This window comes from Serratia sp. TSA_198.1 (assembly GCF_052686505.1).
Window position 1 is genome coordinate 233615 of sequence record NZ_JBQZFP010000005.1, and the last position, 23458, is coordinate 257072.

General features: G+C 56.2%; 18 protein-coding genes. 12 read left to right on the forward strand and 6 right to left on the reverse strand.

Going from position 1 to position 23458, the window contains the following annotated elements; translation table 11 throughout:
* Positions 1–55 precede the first annotated feature (55 nt).
* Positions 56–1975, reverse strand: coding sequence for a PTS mannitol transporter subunit IICBA (locus ACUTSW_RS19805; protein ID WP_445585176.1), 1920 nt, complete (start codon positions 1973–1975; stop codon positions 56–58).
* 533 nt (positions 1976–2508) lie between these two features.
* A complete protein-coding gene (locus tag ACUTSW_RS19810; protein WP_004950637.1) occupies positions 2509–3228 on the reverse strand; it encodes a DUF3053 domain-containing protein in 720 nt (239 codons plus the stop codon).
* Between the two features lie 225 nt (positions 3229–3453).
* Here ACUTSW_RS19810 and ACUTSW_RS19815 point away from each other — a divergent pair, with 225 nt between their 5' ends.
* Entirely contained in the window at positions 3454–4458 is a 1005-nt protein-coding gene (locus ACUTSW_RS19815) for a Fic family protein (RefSeq protein WP_445585177.1), read from the forward strand.
* A 39-nt stretch (positions 4459–4497) separates the two neighbouring features.
* On the opposite strand, the gene glyS is transcribed toward ACUTSW_RS19815, so the two are convergent.
* The gene (gene glyS / locus ACUTSW_RS19820) at positions 4498–6567 is read right to left on the reverse strand and encodes a glycine--tRNA ligase subunit beta (protein WP_006322899.1); all 2070 of its coding nucleotides are present in this window, start codon (positions 6565–6567) and stop codon (positions 4498–4500) included.
* Positions 6568–6576: 9 nt separating this feature from the next.
* Positions 6577–7491 carry a glycine--tRNA ligase subunit alpha gene (glyQ, locus tag ACUTSW_RS19825; RefSeq protein WP_006321728.1) on the reverse strand — a complete coding sequence of 305 codons (915 nt, stop codon included), beginning with the start codon at positions 7489–7491 and terminating at the stop codon, positions 6577–6579.
* A 263-nt stretch (positions 7492–7754) separates the two neighbouring features.
* Here glyQ and ACUTSW_RS19830 point away from each other — a divergent pair, with 263 nt between their 5' ends.
* Positions 7755–9095 carry an MFS transporter gene (locus ACUTSW_RS19830; RefSeq protein WP_445585178.1) on the forward strand — a complete coding sequence of 447 codons (1341 nt, stop codon included), beginning with the start codon at positions 7755–7757 and terminating at the stop codon, positions 9093–9095.
* A gap of 354 nt (positions 9096–9449) precedes the next feature.
* Positions 9450–10121, forward strand: a complete 672-nt coding sequence (locus tag ACUTSW_RS19835) for an acyl-homoserine-lactone synthase (protein WP_445585201.1) — start codon at positions 9450–9452, stop codon at positions 10119–10121.
* On the opposite strand, the gene ACUTSW_RS19840 is transcribed toward ACUTSW_RS19835, so the two are convergent.
* Entirely contained in the window at positions 10068–10814 is a 747-nt protein-coding gene (locus ACUTSW_RS19840) for a helix-turn-helix transcriptional regulator (protein WP_445585179.1), read from the reverse strand. The genes ACUTSW_RS19835 and ACUTSW_RS19840 overlap by 54 nt on opposite strands.
* Positions 10815–11661: 847 nt before the next feature.
* Entirely contained in the window at positions 11662–13650 is a 1989-nt protein-coding gene (locus ACUTSW_RS19845; protein ID WP_445585180.1) for an autotransporter outer membrane beta-barrel domain-containing protein, read from the reverse strand.
* Positions 13651–13848: 198 nt separating this feature from the next.
* On the opposite strand from ACUTSW_RS19845, the gene ACUTSW_RS19850 reads away from it, so the two are divergent.
* From ACUTSW_RS19850 to ACUTSW_RS19890, 9 genes are all read left to right on the forward strand, one after another.
* Positions 13849–14415 (forward strand): DNA-3-methyladenine glycosylase I, encoded by a 567-nt coding sequence (locus tag ACUTSW_RS19850; RefSeq protein WP_445585181.1) that lies wholly within the window; start codon positions 13849–13851, stop codon positions 14413–14415.
* The gene (locus tag ACUTSW_RS19855) at positions 14412–14846 is read left to right on the forward strand and encodes an N-acetyltransferase (protein WP_445585182.1); all 435 of its coding nucleotides are present in this window, start codon (positions 14412–14414) and stop codon (positions 14844–14846) included. The genes ACUTSW_RS19850 and ACUTSW_RS19855 overlap by 4 nt, the downstream gene beginning before the upstream one ends.
* A 132-nt stretch (positions 14847–14978) precedes the next feature.
* Complete coding sequence (locus ACUTSW_RS19860; protein ID WP_445585183.1) at positions 14979–15638, forward strand: OmpA family lipoprotein; 660 nt, start codon at positions 14979–14981, stop codon at positions 15636–15638.
* 156 nt (positions 15639–15794) lie between these two features.
* A complete protein-coding gene (locus ACUTSW_RS19865; RefSeq protein WP_063198874.1) occupies positions 15795–16811 on the forward strand; it encodes a LacI family DNA-binding transcriptional regulator in 1017 nt (338 codons plus the stop codon).
* A gap of 182 nt (positions 16812–16993) precedes the next feature.
* A complete protein-coding gene (locus tag ACUTSW_RS19870; protein WP_445585184.1) occupies positions 16994–17746 on the forward strand; it encodes a sugar phosphate isomerase/epimerase family protein in 753 nt (250 codons plus the stop codon).
* Between the two features lie 5 nt (positions 17747–17751).
* A complete protein-coding gene (locus ACUTSW_RS19875; protein ID WP_004950602.1) occupies positions 17752–18711 on the forward strand; it encodes a sugar kinase in 960 nt (319 codons plus the stop codon).
* 164 nt (positions 18712–18875) lie between these two features.
* On the forward strand, positions 18876–20144 hold the full coding sequence (locus ACUTSW_RS19880; protein WP_062792222.1) for an MFS transporter: 1269 nt from the start codon (positions 18876–18878) through the stop codon (positions 20142–20144).
* Between the two features lie 101 nt (positions 20145–20245).
* On the forward strand, positions 20246–21223 hold the full coding sequence (ghrB, locus tag ACUTSW_RS19885) for a glyoxylate/hydroxypyruvate reductase GhrB (protein WP_445585185.1): 978 nt from the start codon (positions 20246–20248) through the stop codon (positions 21221–21223).
* Between the two features lie 161 nt (positions 21224–21384).
* Positions 21385–23451 (forward strand): alpha-amylase, encoded by a 2067-nt coding sequence (locus tag ACUTSW_RS19890; RefSeq protein ID WP_445585186.1) that lies wholly within the window; start codon positions 21385–21387, stop codon positions 23449–23451.
* Positions 23452–23458: the final 7 nt, after the last annotated feature.

Below are 23458 nucleotides of genomic sequence, written 5' to 3' on the forward strand. Positions count from 1 at the left end.
CCTACCTTTACAATGTCGAAGGGTGCAGCAAGCTACACCCTTTAAAATGATTCTGTTATCCGACTTTTTTGCCACCCAGCAGGTCCAGCACTTCCTGCACGCTGGTGGTATTCGCCAACCGCTCGATGACGCCTTCGTCATCCAACGCGTTGGTCAGGCTGGTGATCACCTGGATATGTTCGTTGTTGCGGGCGGCAATACCGATAACCAGCCGCGCCACTTCATCCTCTTCATCCCCGAAACGCACGCCCTGCGGATACTGGCAGAACACCACGCCGGTGCGCAGCACCCGATCTTTGGCTTCGATGGTGCCATGCGGCACCGCGATCGACTCGCCCAGATAGGTGGAGGTGAGTTTTTCACGCTCCAGCATCGCCGGGACGTATTCCGGCTCTACGTAGCCGCCTTTAACCAGCTGTTCGCCGGCGAAGCGTATCGCCTGCTCTTTGTCGCTGGCTTGCAGGTTAAGGAACACGTTGCTTTCGCTCAGTTTGAACAGGTTTTGCTCGGTCGCTTCAAAGCTGTCGTCCAACGTGCTGATGACTTTTTGCTGGTTGTCGGTGGTTTTGTTGGCCGCTACCAGGCGTTCGGTCAGATCGCTGTACAGCTTGCTGTCGAGGAAGTTGGTCAGCGAGATGTGCTGGGCCTGCGGCGCATGGCGCATCGCACGCTCGGTCAGATCGCGGTGGGTAATCACCAGATCCACATCGTCCGGCAAGCTGTTGATGGCGCTGTTGGTCACGGAGATGTTTTTCAGCCCGGCGTCCGCCACTTTTTTGCGCAGCACGCCGGCACCCATGGCGCTGGACCCCATGCCCGCATCGCAGGCGACGATGATTTTACGTACGGTAGTCAGATCGCCGTCCACCGTAGCCTGTACTGCGGCACCGCCTTTAGCCTGAGATTTCATCTCCTGCATGCGGCGGGTCGCTTCTTCCAGATCGTCCTCGTCCTTCACTTTGGAGGTTTTCAGCAGGAAAGCGGAGACCACGAAGGACACGGCGAAGGCTGCACCGATCGCCGCCAGGTTAGCAAAATAAGCGCCCTTCGGCGTCATCGCCAGCACCGCCAGGATGGAGCCAGGCGAAGCCGGAGACACCAGGCCGCCATTCAGCATGGTGAGCGTGAACACGCCGGTCATACCACCCAGGATCACCGCCAGCAGCAGGCGTGGATTCATCAGCACGTACGGGAAGTAAATTTCGTGGATACCGCCGAGGAAGTGAATGATCGCCGCACCGCCTGCAGACTGTTTGGCGCTGCCTCGGCCAAAGAACATGTATGCCATCAGCACGCCCATGCCCGGGCCCGGGTTGGCTTCAATCAGGAAGAACACTGACTTGCCGGCCTCAGTGGCCTGCTGAATGCCCAACGGCGAGAAGATACCGTGGTTGATGGCGTTGTTCAGGAACAGGATTTTCGCCGGCTCGACGAAAATGGACGCCAACGGCAGCAGGTTGTTCACCACCATGACGTGCACACCGGCCGCCAGCAGTTTCGACAGCACTTCCACCAGAGGACCAATGGCCATAAATGCCAAAATCGCCAGCAGCATACCGATAATGCCGGCCGAGAAGTTGTTCACCAACATCTCGAAACCGCTTTTGATTTTGCCGTCGACCCAGCGGTCAAAATGCTTGATCGCCCAGCCGCCCAGCGGACCGGCGATCATTGCACCGAGGAACATCGGCATGTCTGCACCGACGATCACCCCCATGGCGGTGATGGCACCGACCACACCGCCGCGATCGCCCCCCACCAGCCGCCCACCGGTGAAACCGATCAGCAACGGCAGCAGGTAGGTGATCATCGGGCCAACCAGTTTGGCCAGAGTTGCATTCGGCAGCCAGCCGGTAGGAATGAATAATGCGGTGATGATACCCCAGGCGATAAAGGCGCCAATGTTGGGCATCACCATGTTGCTCAGGAAGCGGCCAAAGTTTTGAACTTTGACTTTGATGTCTGGTGAAAACATAAAACACACCCCTATTGTTACGCGCTGACAATAGAGCGCGTGATTATTGTTGTTACGATCCAGCCGTGTTGGTGCTGTCTGCGAGTGGACTCTATCACGCTGTTTTTACCACGCGAACTTCACGGAATTTTCGTGATCAATGTCACACCAAACACCCCATGCACCGGGCACTTATAGTGATATTCGTCACAATTACTCCGTGTAAAAAAAACACAACGAGAACAAAACCTGCGTAAATGCGCAAAAATAGTGATTATCATCACACTTTAACGTCGCGTGTTTGTTTTTAAATTGTGATATCAATCACAATTTATTTTATCGGTGACTACCGAATCCTGGTTTGGGGAAGACCTTCCCTGTGAGCACTCATCCCGTAGGGAAATAGCGACGTGATGAATGTAAGAAAACTACATGACGAAATACGATGATTAATTGAAGTGTAGTACAGAAGCGATGGAGAAGAAGTGAGCAAGCTATTGGAAAGCTGGGGGGATAAATAACAGAAGCCGGCAAGCCGGCCTCTTAAAAAACAATTACTGGGTCACGCTAGCGACGGTTTTCTGTGCATTCAGCAAATCCTGCTGCTTGGCCACCAGATTCGACATCATGGTGTTGTACTGCGTTGCCTGCTGAGAAGTACGGAACTGCACGCCGTTGTTGTTAAAGCTTACCTGATTGCCCTGAGTGCGCAGGAAATCCCCGACCTGCACCAGATCCTGAACGAAACTGGCGGTGGTAGGGATAACCGGCATCAGCGCATTGGCCGGCCCGGTGACAATCTTGTCATACACTTGATTATAAACGGCTTTCAGATCGTCAGGTTGCTTCAGCGCCGCCCGGGAGGTGTCCGCCTGTGACTTGGCAGACTGAATCTGCTGGCCCAGCAGGTTCAGCGCCCCAACGGATTGCTGCAGGGAATCGCGCTTGCTCATGTAATCCTGCGCGGTGCGGATCTGGTTAATCTGATCCAACGCCGGCGTCAGGCTGGCATCCAGCGATTTGGACAACTGCTGTGAAAAACCGACCAGGATGGCGTAATCACCGGCATAGTTGCCGAATTTCTGCTTCTGATCTTCGCTCAGCGTCGGGATTTTCGCGCCGCTGCGCATGACCGTATTCTGTAAGTAATCAACAAACGCCTTGCGTTGTTCCGGCTCTTTATCGCCGCAGGCAGTCAATTGCATGACCACCAACAATGCCAATACCGGGGCCAACCAACGCGCGAAAACTCTGCTCTGGATCCCTACCGCCATGTGACATAACTCCTGTTATAAACCTGCTTTCTCATCGGACTCCGTCCCTTTTGTTGCACTCCGTGCGCCTATAAGAATAGATCAACTGCGTGCGATCCGATACGCGATTCACCATTCGGTTGCGATTCTGTGGCGAAAGGCGGCTTGCCCCAAGGCAACAGGCTACTGCACGGGCTCTGGCACATGGTACACTTTTGTATCATTTCTCACCGGGCCAACCAGCGCATGTCATCCTATCAGCCACCGTTGACCATCACCTCACGCATTCTGCATCTGACTACCGATGTGGGCGCTGCGCTGGCTCGCCTGAAGATGCAGGCCGAAAAGGAGCACAGCCTACGGCTGCGTCGCATCAACCGGATCCGAACCATTCAGGGCTCATTGGCTATTGAAGGAAATACCCTGAGTGAAGAACAGATTACTGCCATCATCGCGGGAAAACGCATCATTGCACCGCCACGGGATATTCAGGAAGCCCTCAATGCCATTCGTTGCTATGCAAACCTGAGTCATTGGCGTGCCCATCGGGTTGCGGATTTGCTTGCCGCACACCGTATGTTGATGGAAAGCCTGCTGCCAGACGCCGGGCATTATCGTCGCGGCGGCGTCGGAGTCATGAACGGAAAAACGGTCATTCACATGGCGCCGCCGGCTGAGCGGGTATCCCCGTTGATGCATCAGCTGCTGGTCTGGTTGCAAGAGACAGACCTGCCGCCCTTGATCGGCAGTTGCGTGTTTCATTATGAGTTTGAGTTTATTCACCCCTTTGCTGACGGCAACGGGCGTATGGGCAGATTGTGGCAAACGTTAATTCTTTCGCACTGGGACCCGCTGTTTGCCAACGTGCCGGTTGAAAGCCTGGTGCATGATAACCAATCAGGGTATTACCAGGCACTCAATACCAGCAACCAACGCACCGACTGCGCGCCTTTTGTGGAGTTTATGCTGGAGATGATTTTGCGGGCGCTGGAGCAAAGTCTTACCCCCCAAGTCACCCCCCAAGTCACCCCCCAAGTCGGCGAGCTGTTAGCGGCACTAAAGGGAGAGATGTCGCGCGAGGCCATTCAGAGCGCGCTGCAACTGCAGGATCGGAAATCTTTCCGCGAACGTTATCTGCAACCTGCGCTGAATGCAGGATGGATCGAAATGACGCTACCGGATAAACCCAACAGCCGTCTGCAAAAATACCGGCTCACCGCAGAAGGCGCAGCACAGCGCCGCCAGCAATAGAAAAGGCGCCCGCAGGCGCCTTTTTCACGGCAGAACCGCTTACTGCAATACGGAGATATCCGCCACCTGCAGGAACAGCTCACGCAGCTTGCTCAGCAGCGTCAGGCGATTGACGCGCACGGCGTCATCCTCGGCCATGACCATTACGTTGTCGAAGAATGCGTCCACCGGCTCGCGCAGGGCAGCCAGTTGCACCAACGCATCCTGATAGTCACCTGCCGCGAACACCGGCTCCAGTTTGTCGCGCAGCACCACCAGGTGGGTCGCCAGTTGGATCTCGGCCGCTTCCTTCAATACCGATGCGTGAACGCGATCGTTCAGCGTATCGGTGGATTTAGCCAGGATATTGGACACCCGCTTGTTGGCCGCCGCCAGCGCCGCCGCTTCTTCCAGCGTACGGAAGTGGGTCACCGCCTTGACGCGTGCGTCGAAGTCCGCCGGTTTGGTCGGACGACGCGCCAACACCGCCTGAATGGTGTCGACGGCGTGACCTTCTTCCTGATACCAGGCGCGGAAACGGCCCAGCATGAACTCGACAACCTCGTCGACGGCCTTGGCATTGCTCAGCTTGCTGCCGTACAGGCGCACGGCCTCTTCGGTCAGGGTCTGCAGATCCAACGGCAGGTTTTTCTCAACGATGATACGCAGAACGCCCAATGCAGCACGGCGCAGAGCGAACGGATCCTTGTCGCCTTTCGGATGTTGCCCGATGCCGAAAATACCGGCCAGGGTGTCCATCTTGTCGGCGATCGCCAGCGAACAGGCCACCAGCGATTCCGGCAGCGCATCGCCGGCAAAACGCGGTTGATACTGCTCGTTCAGCGCAACGGCAACGTCTTCCGCTTCGCCGTCGTGACGCGCGTAGTGCATGCCCATCACGCCCTGGGTGTCGGTGAATTCGAACACCATGTTGGTCATCAGATCGCACTTCGACAGCAGACCCGCGCGGGTGGCGTGGTTTACGTCGGCGCCAATTTGGCCAGCAACCCAGCCCGCCAGCGCCTGGATGCGATCGGTCTTGTCGCGCAGGGTACCCAGTTGCTGTTGGAACAGCACGGTTTCCAGACGCGGCAGATTGTCTTCCAGACGTTTTTTGCGGTCGGTGTTGAAGAAGAACTCGGCATCGGCCAGACGCGGACGCACTACCTTCTCGTTACCGGAGATGATTTGCTGCGGATCTTTGGATTCGATATTCGCTACGAAGATAAAGTTCGGCAGCAGTTTGCCCGCGGCGTCATACACCGGGAAATACTTCTGGTCGCCCTTCATGGTGTACACCAACGCTTCTGCCGGCACCGCCAGGAATTTCTCTTCGAATTTGGCGGTCAGCACCACCGGCCATTCCACCAGCGAGGCCACTTCTTCCAGCAGGCTTTCGCTCAGATCGGCCTTGCCGCCAATCTGCTGCGCCGCCAGCTCGGCGTCACGTTTGATCAGCGCCTTGCGGGCTTCGTAATCGGCAATCACTTTACCGCGCTCCAGCAGGATCTGCGGGTATTGGTCGGCGTTGTCGATAGTGAACTCGGCTTCACCCATAAAACGGTGGCCGCGAAGGGTGCGGGCGGACTCGATGCCCAGCACGGTGCCCGGGATCAGTTCAGCACCCAGCAGCAGGGTCACGGTGTGTACCGGGCGCACAAACTGCACCTCGGAGTCGCCCCAACGCATCAATTTCGGGATCGGCAGTTTGGACAGCGCAGTGCTGACCATGCCCGCCAGCAGCGCCTGCGCGGACTGGCCTTTGACATGGGCGCGATACAGCAGCCACTCGCCTTTGTCGGTCACCAGGCGCTCTGCCTGATCGACAGTGATGCCGCAGCCACGCGCCCAGCCTTCGGCCGCTTTGCTCGGCTTGCCTTCGGCGTCGAACGCCTGGGCAATCGCCGGACCGCGTTTTTCGACTTCGCGATCGGCCTGTGCGGCGCTCAGATTGGCCACTTTCAGCGCCAGACGGCGCGGCGCGGCGAACCAGCTCACTTCGCCGTGCTCGAGGTTGGCGCTATCGAGCTCAGCGGTAAAATTCGCGGCAAAGGATTCTGCCAGTGAACGAAGAGCCTTCGGCGGCAGCTCTTCCGTGCCGATTTCCACCAGGAAAGTCTGTTGAGTCATGGCTGCCTCTTAGTTCTCGTTCTTTTTGCACATCGGGAAGCCCAGCGCTTCACGGGAAGCGTAGTAGGCCTCGGCAACGGCTTTGGTCAGCGTGCGGATGCGCAGAATATAGCGCTGACGCTCGGTCACCGAGATCGCCTTGCGCGCATCCAACAGGTTGAAGGTGTGGCCGGCCTTCAGAATACGTTCGTAAGCCGGCAACGGCAGCGGTTTTTCCAACGCCAGCAGCGACTGAGCTTCTTTCTCATACTGCTCGAAGCAGGAGAACAGGAAGTCGACGTCGGCATACTCGAAGTTGTAAGTGGACTGCTCCACTTCGTTCTGGTGGAACACGTCGCCGTAGGTGGTCACACCCAGCGGGCCGTCGCTCCAGACCAGATCGTAGACGCTGTCCACGCCCTGGATGTACATCGCCAGGCGCTCCAGACCGTAAGTGATCTCGCCGGTAACCGGTTTGCACTCCAGGCCGCCGACCTGCTGGAAGTAAGTGAACTGCGTCACTTCCATGCCGTTCAGCCAGACTTCCCAGCCCAGGCCCCAGGCGCCGAGCGTCGGGTTTTCCCAGTTGTCTTCTACGAAGCGGATATCGTGGATGGTCGGATCCAGACCCAGCTCTTTCAACGAGCCGAGGTACAGTTCCTGAATGTTGTCCGGCGACGGTTTAATGATCACCTGGAATTGATAGTAGTGTTGCAGGCGGTTAGGGTTTTCACCGTAACGGCCGTCGGTCGGGCGACGGGACGGCTGCACATAGGCGGCGGCAATCGGCTCTGGGCCGAGTGCGCGCAGGCACGTCATCGGGTGAGAGGTTCCCGCGCCGACTTCCATGTCCAATGGTTGAACAATGGTGCAGCCCTGGCGCGCCCAATAGTCCTGCAGTGTCAGGATCAGGCCCTGAAAGGTCTTGGTATCAAACTTTTGCATGTTGAATTCGCACGCGATACAAGTGGATTTATATGGAATGGGCCAGTATACCCGTTGACCGTAAGATATACAGCCAGAATCCGGCAACAAGTGCGAATCGGCGAAGAGGCGTCGCCTTTTCATGCACCATCACAGGGCAAATGCCCATGCAGGATGCCCGTTCAACGCATCCGCACCGCCGCCATCTCCCGTCCCGCAACGGCCGACGAGACTGGCACCAACCTTGCAGCATCCTGATATCAAACGTTTCAGGAGGTTCGCTGATGACCAACGCCTTAACCGACAGCCGCTATCGCTACCGTATTTTCGCCATGGTGTTTTTTATAGCGCTGATCAACTACGTCGATCGGGGCGCGTTATCCTTCGCCGCCAACGATATCTCGCATGAATTCAACTTCAACAAGGCGCAACTGGGTGCCGTACTGGGCTACTTCGGCTTCGGTTATTTGTTCGGTTCGCTGTGCGGCGGCTTTCTGGCCGACCGTATCGGCACCAAAAAAGTCTGGCTGATGGCCGGGGCGCTGTGGTCGCTGCTGGAGATCGCTACTGCCTGGGCCGGCGAGCTGGGGGTGGCGCTGTTCGGTGGCTCGGCGATCATGGGCTTCGCCGCGCTGCGGATCATGTTCGGCTTTGCCGAAGGCCCGGCCTACGCGCTGATGAACAAAACCATCGCCAACTGGGCACCGCGCAAGGAACGGGGATTTTCATTGGGCATCGGGTTGCTGAGTACCCAGGTGGGCTCGCTGCTCACCGCACCGCTGGCGGTGGGGCTGCTGCTGTTGACCGATGACTGGCGCAGCATGTTTATCCTGCTGGGCCTGTTCTCGCTGATCGCCATTTTGCTGTTCGCCCGCGTCTTTACCGATACGCCGCAGGAGCATCCTCGGGTTAACGCCGCCGAACTGGCGGCCATCGGCGCCGATCAGGAACCGGACAGCCGACAACCGCACCTGCCGTGGTGGGCATTTTTCACTAACCGCACGCTGGTGTTTAACGCCCTGGGTTACTTCTCTTTCCTCTACGTTACCTTTGTGCTGGTCACCTGGGGGCCAAAATATCTGCAGGACACCTTCAACTACGATCTGCACTCGCTGTGGTATGTGGCGATGATCCCCTGGAGCGGTGCCTGCTTTACCGTACTACTCGGCGGCCGCATCGCCGATGCGCTGCTGAGGCGTTTTGGCAACCTGCGGCTGGCGCGCAACCTGTTTGCGGCGGTGACGCTGCTGCTGACCGCCACCTGCTTCCTGCTGATCCCGTTTATGAGCACGCCGACCGAAATCATTTTGTTGATGACGCTGGGCAATGCGCTGAACGCGCTGGTGAATAACGTGTATTGGTCGGTGGTGATCGACGTCACGCCGAAGGCGTCGGTGGGCGCTTACAGCGGCATGACGCTGGCGATCGCCAATATTGCGTCGATCACCGCACCGATGCTGAGCGGTTGGTTGGCGCAGCACCACGGCTATGGCGCCATGTTCTTCGCCACCGCCGCGGTATCCTTCTGCAGCATGCTGTGCATGACCCTGCTGCAACCGGAAAGGAAGATGAGAGTTGACAGCTCGCTATCGAGCCACAATGGCATGCAACAAACCTCTTCCTGACAACAGCAAGGCCCTAAGGCAAGGATGCCTTCAGGCCAGCGCATTCTGCATTAAGTTAATTTCGGCATTTCCCGACAATAATATTTCTATTATCTCCGTAGTTGATAACAAACCGGCAATAATCTGCTTAAAAAGACATTATCAGATAAAAAATCAAGGGTAATTCATAAAAAATTAAATATTAAAATAGCAATCACCAACAGAAAAAAACACTTTTTTACAACAACCAACCATCACTTATCTCGAAGTCTAAAAATTTACTTGCCGACTTGACTCTGGTAGGATTGCCTACAACAACTCACCAACGCCGTAAGACTTAATAAAATTTAAAATTCAATTATGGAAGATGTAGAAATGATAGAAATCTTTGATGTGAATTATAATCTACTACCGGACAACAGATCAAAAGAGTTATTCTCTTTAAGAAAAAAAACATTTAAGGATCGCCTCGACTGGATTGTGAATTGCGAAAACAACATGGAGTTTGACGAGTATGATAATAAACATACCACCTATATTTTTGGCACATATAAAGAAATGGTCGTTTGCAGTCTAAGATTTATAGAAACAAAATATCCCAACATGATTACCGGCACGTTTAAATCCTATTTTAATAAAATAGAACTCCCAGAAGGTAACTTCGTTGAGGCCAGCAGACTCTTTATCGATAAAGAGCGCATACAAGCGATGCAACTGCAAAGGAAGCCAATCAGTTCAATACTATTTTTATCCATGATCAATTATGCGAGAAATTACGGTTACCAAGGGATCTATGCTATTATCAGCCATCCCATGTTGATTATCTTCCAAAGATCCGGTTGGGAAATTTCAGTGGTTGAGCAAGGACAGTCAGAGAAAAATCAGCGAATTTACCTGATTTACATGCCAGTTGACGATCGTAACCAGCAGATATTGGTGGATCGCATCAACTTAGCCCACTCGGGCTTAACCCCGGTGCGCGATGCCTGGCCGTTAACCTTCCGCGTCAGAGAGCACGGGTCTGATGAGCTGCAGCTCAACTCCTAGCCTGATAGCATGCTTGGCATTTGTAACGCCTAATTTTTTGACAGCATTCCCGATATGATATTTTATTGTGGTGAGCTTGATCCCCAGAATGAGTGCAATCTCCTGATAGGATTTCCCCATGCTCGCCCAGTAAATTATCTCATTCTCACGCTTCGAGAATATTTCTTTATTGTTCATTTTATCAAAGTATGCGGGGCTATTCATTTCCTTGTAAAGTTTAGTGATTTTATCATGGGTGGCGATTAGCAGCATCTGGAGTTTGTCTTGGTTGGCCGCTACTTTTTCCTCTATATTATCGTCACAATGTTTATCTATCATGATAGAAAGCACCACCAAATTATGATTATGGTCGTGCAACACAAATGTATAGCCATTAACTACATTGTAATTTTTTGCCATATCAAAAATTCTTGGTAGTTTTAATCCTGGATCTATCATCAAGTTTTCATCCCAAGAAAAAGGTGTAATTCGACGTGAAGCGGTAATAAGAACTGGATCGATAAATTGATAGTTATTTTCCGTATAAAACTTAAACCACTCTGTTCTGTTTGAAATGATCGCAAAATTAGCTGGATTTCTTTTATTCATTATAGCATAAGCATACTTCACATTACTGTATTCACTAAGTTTATCTTCCAGGATATTTTTTATGGAGGTGTTAATTATTTCATTATTGAAGAATGAATTTGACACTAGATAGTCTCCTGAAAAAATAAAAAATCCGTTTCAATTAGAAATTATAACATGAAAATTTCTTTCAGCATAATCAAGAAAAAATCTCGACACCCTATTTAAAACTGCTTATTAGGACAGACATTTTAGGTTATCCATACGAGATAATTAATAACAACGAGTAAATATAATCAGATTAATAATTCAAAATCAATCTCATCAGAGTACTGGGGTGAGGTGGGTAAACAAGAAGGAATGGTAACGGCTATCTGCAAAAGTATTCAGACACATTGTGTGTTAATTTTAATAACAAAATAAGCAGGAACACAACAAATCCAACCAGATATTATGAGTAAGCAAGGAGGAAGGGAACACTATTAGATATCAGGAAAAAAAAACCAATAACTTCCTCACCCCACCAAATGACAGGGTGAAAGAAAGAAATTGACAATCAAAATATAGAAAACAATAATATCTAAAATTATTTCCCTGGTGTTGGCCAAATTGGCTATCTGATCCTGATTCAGGATCAGTTTTTTTTGTAATGTGTGTCTTGTTTTTCTGAGGTGACAATAAAGTCTTTTAGGCTCGAATGATAGTTGTACTAAAGTACAGTCACGGGCTGTATGTCCCATGCGGAGAGCAGTGATTACCGTATTATAGCGTTGGTTTCAACCTATCAAGTGCTACAAATAAGCCGTAGCTAATCGATTAATCCCTCATAAATAAACTCGCACTTTTCAACCGCCCGGCATCAATATACTGTTGCCCCCCTTTAGCACTTCACCGTTATATCTGTACACCTCCACACCAGCCTGTATCGGTGACTAGGCCCGATATCCTGGCCCCTGACGGATATATTAACCACTCAAAACCGCGCGCTGACGCCGACGTTATACATAAACTGCTCGCCGCTGCTCAGGCCACCGGTTTGCGAAACGGCGGCGAACGCCGCCACCTGATCGGTCAGCGGCATGTTCGCCCCCAGCGTCACATCCACCCAGTTTTTATCCTGCCCAGCGCTGTCGCGGGTGAACGAGGTTTGCGTGGACTTCAGCCCACCGCCGGCCCGATAGACATCGTCGCCAAACTGATGCTGATAGCTCACCTCGGCATACGGATTAAACAGGCCAAATTGGCTGTCCAGCCGCCAGCCCAACGCGCCGATCTGCGAATGGTAGGTCTGGTCGTTAAAGCGCATTGAGGTACTGTTGTTGCCATCCTCGCTGTAACCGGAGACGTTGCTGTAATCCCAGGCAAACTGCGCCATTGGGCCGGTCGTCAGATAAGAGGTGATCGGGAAATCATAACCGGCGGTGAGGCGTGCGCCCCACTGCTTGCCGGAGGTCGAGCCGGTTTCGGTGCGGGTTAGCGGCCCGAGCTGCATGCTGCGGCGAATATCGTCGTAATCCATCGTCGCGTAGTGCAGATCGGCATTCACCCAGCCGTGCTCAAACAGATCAAGGGCGGTAAAGGCCGACAACAGCAGGCCGCGCGCCTTGTATTCATAGCGGCTGGACGGCTGCTGATCGTCATTGGAACCGGATATCAGCGCGCCAATCAGCCAGCCTTCGGCCAACTGATAATCTACCCCAACCGTCAGATTATGGGTGGTGGCATTGCCGTCGCCCGCCGCCTTATTGGCCGAGTAATCATAATGCTGCCCGGCATAGCCACCGAAGACGCCCAGCGATCCCTGCGGATTGTCGCCATTGCGCAATTGCTGGAAACGGCTGTCGAGCATCGCGCGGCTGTCACGCGCCATCGCCGCCGTCGCCTGATTCAGAGCCACCACCTGCGCCGGGCCATCCAGCACCGCCTGAATGTAATCGGCAATCAACAGATGCGCCTGCGGGCTGGGGTGAAAATGATCGGAGAACAGATAGGACTGACTGGCGTCGAAGCCAGGCGTGGCGGAACTGCACACCGCCGACGACACCCCGGCCGGACAAGCCATGCCGGCGGTATTGGCGAAGCCAAACTGCGCCGGATTGGCTATCGCCTCGGCGAACAGCTTGTTCACGTCGACGCGAACAACATTGCCACCGCCCTGCGCCAATAAGCGATCCTCACTCTGGTTATAAAAATCGGTCAACTGCGCGGCCTGAGCGCTCAGGCTGTCAAAGGCGGCAATCAGCTGTGCGGCAATCGCCTGCTGCACCTGCGGGATTGCGCTGGCCTGTGCGGCGGCGGAAGTCAGCGCCTGATGGATAGCCTGAGTGCGCGAAGCATTATCCGGCGTAGTCAGTGAATTGAGGGTGGCATAGGCCGCCTGTACTGCGGCGCCCTGCACCGGCGTCAGCGCCTGCTGGATAATCAGCTCCATCAGCTGCGGCGTTGAACCAATATTCGGTACCGTCGGTACGATCACCGTACCGGCGCCGGCATTCAACAGCGAACGAACCTGCACGGCGGCGGCGGCTGCACTGTTATAGGCCACGTCCGACGCGGTTGTCGGGTTTAACGCCGCCGCCGCCAGATCGTTGCCGCCAATCCAGTGAATATACAGCCCCTCGCCATCGGCCCGGCCATCGACCCGGCCAAGGTAGCTCTGCACCTGATCCTGAGTATTGTCCGCCGGGTTGAGCGCCGGCACCGCCACACCGCCGCCGGCGGCATAGTTGTAGCCACCGTCGTCCGATGCCACCAACGCGGCGCCGATGCGTTGCGCCAGCACTTCGTCATACAGCAGGTGTTTATTGCCGTCGTAGGTAAAGCGGCCATTGTTGCCGGTATCGCTCAGGCTATCGCCAAATACGTAAACCTGGTCATAGGCCAGCGCCGGGGTAGTCATACTGCATAATATCGCCACTGCAAGCACCGCCGGGCGGGGCATGCGAGTTATTTTTAGAGGCATGAAGAGACTCCTGAGAGCCAGCAAATGAAGGAAACCCGTTTTTTATCATTGGCCTTTTTCTGCCTGCGGCCATCTAGTAAATATTGCTGGCTTTTCCGTCACGTCAAGCCAGTTGATGATAAAACAATCAGGGGCTTGCCAAGCTTGCCACTTCGGGCGATGATTACTGTAAATAAACACAGCTTAAGGACAGGCAGTATGGCCAGCGAACGTTGCGGTTGGGTGACGGCAGATCCGTTATATCTCGACTATCACGATAAAGAATGGGGCGCACCGACCACCGCTGCGCGTGAACTGTTTGAAATGCTGTGCCTGGAAGGCCAGCAAGCCGGGCTTTCCTGGATCACGGTGCTGAAAAAGCGTGAAAATTACCGTCGCGCCTTCCACAATTTCGATCCGCAACGGGTGGCGGCCATGACCGAGCAGGACGTGGAAACGCTGCTGCAAGACAGCGGCATCATCCGCCATCGCGGCAAAATCGAAGCCATCATCACTAACGCCAGAGCCTACCTGGCCATGGAAGCGGCCGGCGAAGATTTTTCCGCCTTTATCTGGGGCTTTGTCGGCGGCGAGCCACAGCTCAACGGCTGGCAAGCGCTGAGCCAGGTGCCGGCGAAAACCGAGCTGTCCGATGCCTTGTCCAAAGCGTTGAAAAAACGCGGCTTCAAATTTATCGGCTCCACCATCTGTTACGCCTTTATGCAGGCCTGCGGGTTGGTGAACGATCATCTGACCGGGTGTATTTGCTACCCAAAGCAGAAATGATCCGCCCCTGCCGCCCGGCCGATATTCCGCGGCTGATGGCCCTGTGGTTGCCCAGCACCATCGCCGCCCACCCGTTTGTGGTGGAAAGCTACTGGCGGGAAAGCGCTGTGCTGGTGCGGGATAGCTATCTGCCGCGGGCGCAAAGCTGGGCGTATTGTCACGCAGGGGAGATCGTCGGGTTTATCAGCGTGCTGGATGACCGTTTTATCGGCGCGCTGTTTGTCGAACAAGCCTTTCATGGCCACAGCGTCGGCCAGGCGCTGATGACGCACGTACAGCAGCGCTATCCCCGGTTGAGCCTTGAGGTGTATGAGCAAAATCTGCGTGCCTGCGCGTTTTACCGCAAGCAGGGTTTTCAGGTATCCCAACGGCTGTACAATGAAGAAACCCAAGCTTATACGCTGATCATGAACTGGCCGCCGGCCGTCTGAACCCTGTCGATTTCGCTTAAAAATAACGCATCCCGCACCGGGATGCGGTCAATTCAGAATCCGCTGCATGGTATTCCTCTGATTTTTCCCTGATAACAGGCTCAGCTTCTATCCGCTTGTTGAGGAAAAAACATGAAACGCATTGCGATTATTGCCGGCGCGGTGAGCGTTGCGCTCACGCTGTCAGCCTGTACCACCAACCCGTACACCGGGGAATCTGAAGCCGGTAAATCCGGTATTGGCGCCGGCCTTGGCGCGGCGCTGGGTGCCGGCGTGGGCATGATCTCCTCGTCGAAAAAAGACCGCGGCAAAGGTGCGCTGATCGGCGCAGCAGCCGGTGCGGCGCTGGGCGGCGGCGCGGGATATTACATGGACGTGCAGGAAGCCAAGCTGCGCGACAAAATGAAAGGCACCGGCGTCAGCGTCACCCGCCAAGGCGACAATATCGTGTTGAATATGCCGAACAATGTCACCTTCGACAGCAGCAGCGCCACCCTGAAACCGGCGGGCGCCAATACCCTGACCGGCGTTGCCATGGTGCTGAAGGAATACCCAAAAACGGCGGTTAACGTGATTGGCTATACCGACAGCTCCGGTTCCCGCGCCCTGAACATGACCCTGTCGCAGCAACGCGCCGACGGCGTGGGCAGCGCGTTGATTACCCAGGGCGTAGCGGCAAACCGCATCCGCACCTCAGGCGCAGGCCCGGATAATCCGATCGCCTCCAACAGCACGGCGGAAGGCAAGGCGCAAAACCGCCGCGTCGAGATCACCCTCAGCCCGCTGCAGTAATCCCGTGCGGGGCGCCAAGCCCCGCCGCTTCTCGCTTTGCACCTATCCCTTAGTCACACACAACCTGCCATTCAACATTCCCGGCCCCACGCCGGGTGTGGTAGTCTCCTTGGCAATTAACCGCAGGGGAGATCGGCAGTGAGCACTGTTAAGGCAATGCGCGCCTCGGGGCGCGCCACCATCAGCGATGTGGCGAAAACCGCCAAAACCGGCAAGACCAGCGTATCGCGCTATCTGAATGGTGAGCAGCACCTGCTTTCTGACGATCTCAAACAGCGCATCGAACAGGCAATCCACCAGCTCGACTACCGGCCGAGCCAGATGGCCCGCAGCCTGAAGGGCGGGCAAACGCGTCTGATTGGCCTGATCATCGCCGATATCACCAACCCCTACTCGGTGGACGTCATGCGCGGTATCGAAGCCGCCTGCCGTCAACACGGCTTTACCCTGCTGGTGTGTAACACCAATAACGAGGTCAATCAGGAGCAACACTACCTGCAGCTGCTCAGCAGCTATCGGGTGGAGGGCATCGTGGTCAACGCCGTCGGCATGCGTGAAGAAGCCTTGTCGACGCTGCAACAATCCATGCTGCCGATGGTCCTGATCGACCGCAAAATCCCTGATTTCGCCTGCGACGTGGTCGGCCTGAACAACCATGAGGCGGCGACCACCGCCACCGAACATCTGTTGCAGCAGGGATTCGAAGCCATCCTGTTTCTCAGTGAACCCATCGGCACGGTCAATACCCGGCTGGAGCGGCTGCACGCCTTTAACCAAACCATGGCGCAACATGCCGGGCTGCTGGCCGAACAGGCCGAGACGCCGCTTAACGACCTGAAGCAGTTGGAAAGCGTGCTCAGTGGCTTTAACGCCCGCCACCGCGGCATGCGCAAAGCGGTGATTTCCGCCAACGGCGCGCTGACGTTGCAGGTCGCGCGCGCCATGCGCCGGCTGGGCATTCAATGGGGCAGCGACATCGGCCTGCTCGGCTTTGACGAGCTGGAATGGGCCGAACTGGCGGGGGTAGGCATTACCACCTTGAAGCAGCCGACCTATGAAATGGGCCACGCGGCGCTGGAACAACTGGTGCAACGTATTCAGGGCCTGGATGCGCCGATCGGCGAACAGATGTTCTCCGGTGAACTGATCGTGCGCGGCTCCACCACCCGCTAACCTCCTCGTTCCCCAGCAGTGGCGCGGTTTACGGCGCCTCTCGCCTCCCTCGAAAGACTATTTTTTGCTCATGTTCGTGATTGCGATCATATTTTTACATTCTGTCGCTTTCACCTGGAACCGGTTCCATTTAACGTACCCTTAACAGCAGCGGTGGGAATAACGCCACCTCAGGAGCCAAAATGAAAAGAGAAATTATCGTAGTGACCGGCGCATACGGCACCGATGTGGTTCAGCAACACGGCGGGCAAGCCGCTTTACTGCCGATCATTGCCGGGGCGGGCGCGGATGGTGTGGAGATACGCCGCGAGCTGTTTTCCGCCCAAGAGCTGGAAAGCCTGCCGGCGCTGGCTCAGGCGATTGAACAGCAGCAGCTGTTTGCCGTTTATTCCGCTCCTGAAGCGCTGTTTACCCCACAGCATACGCTGAACCCAAACCTGCCGGCGCTGCTGGCGGAAGCTCAGGTGCTGCATGCACGTCAGTTGAAACTCTCCCTTGGGCATTACCAACCGGGCTTCGATTTTACCGAACTGAAAGTGGCGCTGGAGCAGCACCCGGTCAAGCTGGTGGTGGAAAATGACCAGACCCCTGACTGCGGCATCCTGTCGCTGTTGAATGCCTTTTTCCATGCGGCGGAAGACAACCGCCTGCCGGTCAGCATGACGTTCGATATGGCCAACTGGCACTGGGTGGGGCAAGACGCCTTCGCCGCCGCAGAGCGCCTGGCGCAGCACGTCAGCTATGTTCACGTTAAAGCCGCCACCCACGGCCCGCGCGGTTGGCGCGCAGTGGCGCTGGACGACACCGACGGCAGTTGGCGCGAACTGCTGGCCCGCCTGCCGCTGGATGCGCCGCGTGGCATCGAATTCCCTCTGCAGGGTGACAGCCTGGAAGCCGTTACCCGCCACTACGTTAACCTTCTGCGTGCGGAGTAAACATCATGACAACGCTGACAGCGGCGCGTAATGCGCCATTGGACGTAGTTACGCTGGGTGAGGCCATGGCGATGTTCGTGGCCACGCAAACCGGCGATCTGGCTGAAGTCGAGACCTTCACCAAACGCATTGCCGGTGCCGAGCTGAACGTGGCGATTGGCCTTGCGCGCCTGGGCCTGAACGTGGGCTGGGTCAGCCGGGTCGGCAACGACGCTTTCGGCCGTTTCGCCCTGCAACAGCTGAAAAAAGAAGGCATTAACTTCCAGCAAGTCACGGTAGACGGCAACTATCCGACCGGTTTTCAGATCAAATCTAAAACCACGGATGGTACCGATCCCAGCGTGGAATATTTCCGCAAAGGCTCAGCGGCCAGCCATTTGTCGACCGCCGACTTTAACCGCGATTACTTCGGCTCCGCACGCCATCTGCACCTGAGCGGCGTGGCTGCGGCCCTGTCCGGCCAATCGCTGGAGCTGTGCAACCATGCCGCCCGTGAAATGCGCGCCATGGGCAAGACCATTTCATTCGATCCCAACCTGCGCCCAGTGCTGTGGTCCAGCCAACAGGTGATGATCGATCAGTTGAACAAGCTGGCGTTCGCCGCCGACTGGGTACTGCCGGGGCTCAAAGAGGGGCAAATCCTTACCGGCCAATCCACGCCGGAAGGCATCGCCGATTTCTACCTGGAACGCGGCGTGCAAGCGGTGATCATCAAAACCGGCCCGGACGGCGCCTGGTTTAAAACCGCCGCCGGCGATCGGGCCAGAGTACCGGCGATAAAAGTCAGCAACGTAGTGGATACCGTAGGTGCAGGAGACGGCTTTGCCGTTGGGACGATCAGCGCCCTGCTGGAGGGCAAAACGCTGAAACAGGCGGTGCAACGCGGCAATAAAATCGGCTCGCTGGCGATCCAGGCCATCGGCGACAGCGAAGGGCTGCCAACCCGCGCGGCACTGGCTGAATAAAAATAACAAACAAAATCAGTTAACAGCCTTCTCCGAACGGCACACGCCTCTGGCCCTACAACCAGACTCGCCGGGAGAGCAATACCCAATGATTTCCAAGTTGCAGCGTTGTTGGCTACAGCTTGAAAGGCAACGGGAATACGACACCACTGAGGAATCTGAACATGAATACAGTCACTCTCGCGGCCAAACGCTGGTGGTACATCATGCCCATCGTGTTTATCACCTACAGCCTGGCCTACCTCGATCGCGCTAACTTCAGCTTTGCCTCGGCCGCCGGCATCAACGACGATCTGGGCATTACCAAAGGCATGTCTTCGCTGCTGGGCGCGCTGTTTTTCCTTGGCTATTTCTTCTTCCAAATTCCCGGCGCGATCTATGCCGAACGCCGCAGCGTAAAAAAACTGATCTTCTGGTGCCTGATCCTGTGGGGTGGCTGCGCCTCGTTGACCGGCGTGGTCAGCAATATCCCGATGCTGGCCGCCATTCGCTTTATTCTCGGCGTGGTGGAAGCGGCCGTGATGCCGGCGATGCTGATTTACATCAGCAACTGGTTCACCAAATCAGAACGTTCACGCGCCAATACCTTCCTGATCCTCGGTAACCCGGTCACCGTGTTGTGGATGTCGGTGGTTTCCGGCTACCTGATCCACGCCTTCGGCTGGCGCGAGATGTTCATCATCGAAGGTATTCCGGCGGTACTCTGGGCCTTCTGCTGGTGGGTGCTGGCGAAAGACAAGCCGGCGCAGGCCAAATGGTTGAGCGAAGACGAAAAATCGGCGCTGCAAAAGCAGCTTGATGAGGAGCAGAAAGGCATCAAGGCGGTGCGCAACTACGGTGAAGCCTTCCGCTCACGCAACGTGATCTTGCTGTGCGTACAGTATTTCGCCTGGAGCATCGGCGTGTACGGCTTCGTGCTGTGGTTGCCGTCCATTTTGCGCAGCGGCATGCAAATGGGCATGGTGGAAGCCGGCTGGCTGTCGTCGGTGCCTTACCTGGCGGCGACTATCTCCATGATCCTGGTGTCTTGGGCTTCGGACAAAATGCAGAACCGCAAACTGTTCGTCTGGCCGCTGCTGCTGATCGGCGCGCTGGCGTTCTTCGGTTCCTATGCCGTCGGCACCAACCATTTCTGGGTTTCCTACGGTCTGCTGGTGATCGCCGGTGCGGCAATGTATGCCCCGTACGGACCCTTCTTCGCCATCATTCCGGAAATGCTGCCGAAAAACGTCGCCGGTGGCGCGATGGCGCTGATCAACAGCATGGGTGCGCTGGGCTCCTTCTTCGGCTCCTGGTTCGTCGGCTACCTGAACGGCGCGACCGGCAACCCGTCAGCTTCTTATATGTTTATGGCCATAGCGCTGATCGTGGCGGTCGTCGTGACGCTGATCGTCAAACCCGCTCGCAACGAGGTTCATCCACAAGTAGCCTGATCTCGTTATACTTTATTTTCTGTTGAACATACCCGATGGATTTCCGGTTGTAGCCAACAACGCTGCAGCCTGAAAGACAAAGGGTATTGCTGGAGTTCGTGATGAAGCCTTCTATCGTATTGTACAAAAGCATCCCCACCGAATTGCGTCAACGGCTGGAACAGCACTTCACCGTGCACGCCTTCGACGGCCTGTCGCCGGATAACCGCGACGAGCTGAAACAAGCGCTCGCTCAAGCGGAAGGGATCATCGGTTCCGGCGGCAAGATTGATGAAGCTTTCCTGCAACAAACACCCAAGCTGCGCGCCGCTTCGACCATTTCCGTCGGTTACGACAATTTCGACGTCGACGCGCTTAACGCCCATAACGTGGTGTTGATGCATACCCCGACCGTGCTGACCGAAACCGTCGCCGATACCATCATGAGCCTGGTGCTGGCGACGGCGCGCCGCGTGGTGGAAGTGGCCGAGCGGGTAAAAGCCGGTGAATGGCAGGGCAGCATCGGGCCGGACTGGTTTGGCGTCGACGTGCACCATAAAACCCTCGGCATCCTCGGCATGGGCCGCATCGGCCTGGCGCTGGCGCAGCGTGCTCATTTCGGCTTCGGCATGCCGATACTGTACAACGCCCGCCGCACCCACGAAGAGGCCGAGACGCGTTTTAACGCCCGCCGCTGCGATCTGGACACCCTGTTGGCCGAGTCCGATTTCATCTGCATCACGCTGCCGCTGACCGAAGAAACCTTCCATATGATCAGCCGCGACCAACTGGCGAAGATGAAAAAGAGCGGTATTTTGATCAACGCCGGCCGTGGCCCGGTGGTGGATGAAGCCGCACTGATAGAAGCGTTGCAGAACGGAACGATCCACGCCGCCGGGCTGGACGTCTTCGAGAAAGAGCCGCTGCCGGTCTCTTCGCCGCTGCTGACGCTGCCGAACGTGGTGGCACTGCCGCACATCGGCTCCGCCACTCATGAAACCCGCAATGCGATGGCCGAATGCGCGGTAGATAACCTGATTGCCGCCCTGACCGGTACGGTAAAAGAAAACTGCGTCAATCCGCAGTTGCTGAAGAAATAGTCATAACGGGCGGGAGTTTTCCCGCCCATATTCTTTCCTCTTATCCCCCTTCTCCCTCCTCCCTGAAAATACGCCATCAGGATGAGGCTATTTTTTCTTCATTTGTCACACTGAGCGTTACCTCAGAATAAAAACGCTTCCTGCCACGCGTAAGGAGAGCCATGAAACGCCTGACCCTACCCCTGCTGATGCTGCTGTCACCAGCCGCAACAGCAAGCTGGACACTGCAAAGCTTCCCGGCCTTTGACGAATCCACCGCCGGGCTGTTCACCAGCCAAGCCACGCTGCCCAAGGGCGAACTGCCGCTGAAAATTTATCAGGATCGGCAATGCTGGCAGCCGACCACTGCGGCCAGGCTGAATCAAACCCTGTCGCTGCAACCTTGCGGCGATGGCCCTCCGGTCAACTGGCGGCTGTTCCGCGACGGTGAATACCGGGTGCGCGTCGATACCCGCAGCGGTACGCCGACGCTGCTGCTCAGCCTGAAAACGGCCCCACAGGCCACCGCAGCAGCGGCAACCCACATCTGCCAGCGCTGGGACGGCAAGCCCGTCACCCTTGACGTAGCGGCGACCTTTGCCGAAGGCGAAACGGTGCGCGATTTCTATTCCGGCCAAACGGCCAGGGTCAGTCTGGGCAAAGTGACCCTTCAGCCTGCCGCAGGCAGCGGCGGCATGCTGCTGCTGGAATCCGCCGGCACGGAAAAACCGGCACCGTTCAACTGGCACAACGCCACGGTCTATTTCGCACTGACCGATCGCTTTGAAAACGGCAACCCGGCCAACGACCACAGCTACGGCCGCCGCAGCGACGGCATGCAGGAGATCGGCACCTTCCACGGCGGCGATCTCGCCGGGCTGACGCAAAAGCTGGATTACCTGCAACAACTTGGCGTCAACGCACTGTGGATCAGCTCGCCGCTGGAACAGATCCACGGTTGGGTCGGCGGCGGCACCAAAGGCGATTTCCCGCACTACGCTTATCACGGCTACTACGCACTGGACTGGACCCGGCTCGACGCCAATATGGGCACCGGGCAAGACCTGCGCAAACTGGTCGAACAGGCGCACCAACGCGGCATCCGCATTCTGTTCGACGTGGTGGTGAACCATGTCGGCTACGCCACCTTGGCCGATATGCAGACCTTCCACTTCGGCTCGCTCTACCTGAAGGGCGCGGAAATCGAAAAAACGCTGGGTAAAAACTGGGGCGACTGGCGGCCTGGTCCAGGGCAAAACTGGCACAGCTTCAACGATTACATTAATTTCAGCGACAAGGCAGGCTGGAGCCCATGGTGGGGAAAAAACTGGATCCGCACCGATATCGGCGACTATGACTCGCCGGGTTATAACGACCTCACCATGTCACTGGCCTTCCTCCCGGACATCAAAACTGAAGCGCCCGGCGCCAGTGGCCTGCCGCTGTTCTATCGCCACAAACCCGACACCGCCGCACAGGATATTCCCGGTGCCACGACCCGCGATTACCTGACCACCTGGCTCAGCCAATGGGTGCGCGATTACGGTATCGACGGCTTCCGCGTCGATACCGCCAAGCACGTGGAGAAACCCACGCTGGCGCTGCTGAAACAGCGAGCCACGGCGGCGCTGGCGCAATGGAAAGCCGCCAATCCACACCAGGCGCTGGATGACGCCCCATTCTGGATGACTGGCGAAGCCTGGGGCCACGGCGTGATGAAAAGCGACTATTACCAGAATGGCTTTGACGCGATGATCAATTTCGATTTTCAGGATCAGGTTTCGCAGGCGCTGAGCTGTTTCTCCAGTATCGACGCCACTTACCAGCAAATGGCCGACAAGCTGCAGGATTTCAACGTACTGAGCTATATCTCCTCGCACGATACCCGGCTGTTCTTCGCCAGCGATGCCAAAGGTTCGCTACCATTGCAGCAGCGTGCGGCAGATCTGTTGCTGCTGGCCCCGGGGGCGGTGCAAATTTACTACGGTGATGAAAGCGGCCGCCAGCTCGGCCCGACCGGTTCGGATCCGCTGCAGGGCACGCGTTCCGATATGAACTGGCGTGAACTGCAAGGCGCCAAAGCGCCACTGCTGGCGCATTGGCAAAGGCTTGGGCAGTTCCGTGCCCGCCATCCGGCGATCGGGGCCGGTGTGCAACAGTCGCAGCAAACCGCAGGCTACTATGCCTTCAGCCGCCGGCTTGGCGACGACAAGGTGATGGTGGTGTGGGTCGGCGATCGGTCACATTAATTCAGTA